4 protein-coding genes are annotated in these 3,277 nt (G+C 23.7%); all 4 read left to right on the top strand.

The features are described from left to right. Positions 1-219: 219 nt before the first annotated feature. Positions 220-1,068, top strand: a complete 849-nt coding sequence (gene tsf / locus AlmWB_RS01235; protein WP_050337296.1) for a translation elongation factor Ts — start codon at positions 220-222, stop codon at positions 1,066-1,068. A gap of 109 nt (positions 1,069-1,177) precedes the next feature. Further along, entirely contained in the window at positions 1,178-1,897 is a 720-nt protein-coding gene (gene pyrH / locus AlmWB_RS01230) for a UMP kinase (protein ID WP_050337295.1), read from the top strand. Beyond that, the gene (locus tag AlmWB_RS01225) at positions 1,897-2,451 is read left to right on the top strand and encodes a ribosome-recycling factor (protein WP_050337293.1); all 555 of its coding nucleotides are present in this window, start codon (positions 1,897-1,899) and stop codon (positions 2,449-2,451) included. Before pyrH ends, AlmWB_RS01225 begins: the two co-directional genes overlap by 1 nt. Before the next feature lie 206 nt (positions 2,452-2,657). Continuing rightward, the coding region (locus AlmWB_RS01220) for a phosphatidate cytidylyltransferase (protein WP_239682427.1) at positions 2,658-3,277 on the top strand (620 nt) is incomplete at its 3' end.

Raw genomic sequence — 3,277 nt, 5'->3', positions numbered from 1 at the left:
TTAGAAAATAAAAATTTTTTTGTTAAAAACCATGAAAAAACAATAGATAATATTAAAACTAAAGATTAAAAATTATTTTTAAAAGGTTTATAAGTATCATTGACTAAAGGTGTTCATAATAAAACATCTTTTTTTTATAATTAAACTTTTTTTAAAAATATAAATTTTATGATATTATGTATTAATGTCCAAATATAGAAAAAAAGGAATCAAAAAAACATGAAAATTACGACAGAAACAATTAAAATCTTAAGAAATCAAACACAAGCAGGTATTTTGAGTTGTAAAAAAGCTTTAGAAAAAACATCAGGCAATATTGAAGAAGCAGTTCTTTTGTTGAAAAAAGAAGGAATTATTAAAGCAACTAAAAATAGCAGCGACAAAGTGGCTGCGGAAGGTTTAACTAATGTTGCTATATGTGGTAATAAAGCTATTTTATTTGAATTAAATACAGAAACTGATTTTGTGGCTAAAAATAAAATTTTTTTAAATTTATATAATAAAATTACAGAATTACTATTAACATCAGATGAATTATTTTCAACTGTTGCTGATTTTTTAAAATTACGTATAAAAAAACAAAATGTTCAAAATATTATTTTAGAAACAGCAGCTGTATTAAAAGAAAAAATTGTTTTAAGTCGTTTACAAGTTGTTACAAAAAATACACAAGAAAGTTTTGGATTTTATAAACACCAAGGTGGAAAAATTTCTTCTTTAGTCGTTTTAAGTAAAGATTGTCCAGAAGTGGCGATGGATTTACCTATTCATATTGTCGGTTTTAATCCTAAATTTATTAGTAAAGATCAAGCAGATCCGCAATTTATAGCAAAAGAAAAAAAGTTTTTTTTAAGTAAAACTCTTGAAGAAAAAACTCAACAAAAATCTTTATCTTCAAACATTATCGAAAAAATCGTAGAACAGCGTTTAAATAAGTTTTTAGAAGAAATTTGTTTATTAGAACAACCTCTTTATAATAATCAAGATCAAACAGTTAGCGCATATTTAGATACATACCAAATAAAAATTATAGCTTTTTATCGTTTTGAAGTTGGCAAAAGATTTTAAATATTTATTATGTGTTAATATTTTATTAAAAAAGAATTATTGATGGGTTGCTAATGTTTTTACTACAATGAAAAATCTTTATGAAACAAAAATAAAGGAGAGAGGGAAAATGTTTAAAAGAATTCTTTTAAAATTAAGTGGAGAGGCATTAAAAGGAAGTAATTTTAACATTGATCCTCAAAAAGTAAAAAAAATTGCAAAAGAAATTAAAGAAATTAAAGATCTAGGAATCGAAATAGTTATTATTGTTGGTGCCGGGAATATTTGGCGCGGTGTCATTGGTCAAGAATTAGGTTTAGGTCGTAGTCAATCTGATTACATGGGCATGTTAGGAACCATTATTAATGCTTTAGCGTTGCAAGATGTTTTAGAAAAACTTAATATCCAAACAAGAGTTATGACTGCTTTTCATGTTATTACAGTAGCAGAACCGTATATCAAAGGGCGCGCTTTACGTCATTTAGAAAAAGGGAGAATAGTTATTTTAGCAGCAGGGGTCGGTTCTCCTTATTTTTCTACAGATACTGCCGCTGCTTTAAGATCAGCAGAATTAAACATTAATGTAATTTTAATGGCTAAAAATGGTGTTGAAGGTGTTTATAATCAAGATCCAAAAAAAAATAAAGATGCTATTTTATTAAAAAATATTAAACATAAAGATATTATAGAAAAAAGATTAAATATTATGGATATTACTGCAGTGTCTTTATGTTGGGAAAATGGTATTGATATTTTAGTTTTCGATATGAATATTAAAGGTAATATTAAAAAAATTATTTTAAAAGAAAAAATAGGTACTTTAATTTCCTCTAAGGAGAGTTTAAGATAATGGAAGAATTAGCAAAAGTAATTTTAATAGAATTAGAACAAAAAATGTTACAGACACAAAAAATTATGTTGGGCAAATTTGCGGATATTAGAACAGGTGTAGCAAATCCACAAATTTTAGATAAAATTACACTTAACTATTATGGTGTAGAAACTGCTTTAAAAAATTTGAGTTTTATTAGTGTTGTAGAAGGCCATCAAATACATATTAAACCTTTTGATCCGAATTTAACTCATGATATACAAAAAACTCTTTTAACTTCGAATTTAGGTATAACACCTCAAAATGAAGGACAGATTGTTAAAATAATTTTCCCAAAACCTACCGAAGAAAAAAGAAAAATTTTAATCAAAGATATTCATAAAATTGAAGAAAAAACAAAAGTAATTATTCGTAATATAAGACGAATGGGCAATGATAAAATTAAAAAAATAAAATTAAATCAGTATTTGGAGAATGTTTTTTTAAAACAGATACAAGAATTAAATAATAAATGGATTAAAATAATTGAAAAAGATACTTTGAATAAAAATAATGAATTATTAAAAATATAAATAAAAAAAAGTAAATTTGGGAAAAAATAAAAATGTTCTTACGTAAAATTTATATAGGATTTATAATGTTTATAATAGCGCTTTGTTTTTTCTTTTCTTTGAAGTTTCTAGATAGCTTATGCCACCAATTTCCTTTGTTTATATATGTTATTTGTTTTATAACACTTTTTTTTATCATTAGAGCCATTAACGAATTTTTTTCTTTAGTGAGTCATTTTAAAACACTAAATAAAAGGGATAGTAATTTTATTATTCTTTTTAGTTTCATTCATTTTTTTTATTTTCTGGCTTTTTTATTACGTTTATTTCGTAAATTACCTTTTATAATAATAAAAGATCAAATTACAAATAGTTTTTTATTTCAAATATTATCGTCATGGAGTGATAATCATCATTTTGATTTTTTGTTTGGTTTTTTTTGGTTTTTTTTATTAATTTTTTTTGTATTGGTAGATTCTTTTCGTACTTTACATCTAAAATTAACTTTACTAATTATTTTATATATTGTTTTTAATAGTGCCTGTTTTTTAAATTTAATTTTTTTATCACATCAATGGTTGATTTATTTATTTTTTATTACTATTTTCAGTGATAGTTTTGCTTTTTTTGGTGGTAAATTATTTGGTGGTAAATTATTATGCCCAAATTTAAGTCCTAAAAAAACTTGGTCTGGATTTTTTTGTGGTATTTTAATTACTTTGATAGCGGTTTTGTTGTATTATATTAATTATGTAAGGCATCATGATAGATTGGAGATTTTTTATTTTATTGTATTTATTATTATGAGTTCAATTGTATCACAATTCGGAGATTTAATAGCTTCTAA

It is taken from the genome of Candidatus Phytoplasma phoenicium, assembly GCF_001189415.1.
Taxonomy (GTDB): Bacteria; Bacillota_I; Bacilli_A; order Acholeplasmatales; family Acholeplasmataceae; genus Phytoplasma; species Phytoplasma phoenicium.
The sequence above is the reverse complement of the archived record's forward strand: the minus strand, read 5'-3'. Positions and strand labels throughout refer to the sequence as shown.

Coding starts and splice junctions, on each gene's coding strand:
- tsf (WP_050337296.1), top strand. CDS start 220: ATGAAAATTACGACAGAAACAATTAAAATCTTAAGAAATCAAACACAA.
- pyrH (WP_050337295.1), top strand. CDS start 1,178: ATGTTTAAAAGAATTCTTTTAAAATTAAGTGGAGAGGCATTAAAAGGA.
- AlmWB_RS01225 (WP_050337293.1), top strand. CDS start 1,897: ATGGAAGAATTAGCAAAAGTAATTTTAATAGAATTAGAACAAAAAATG.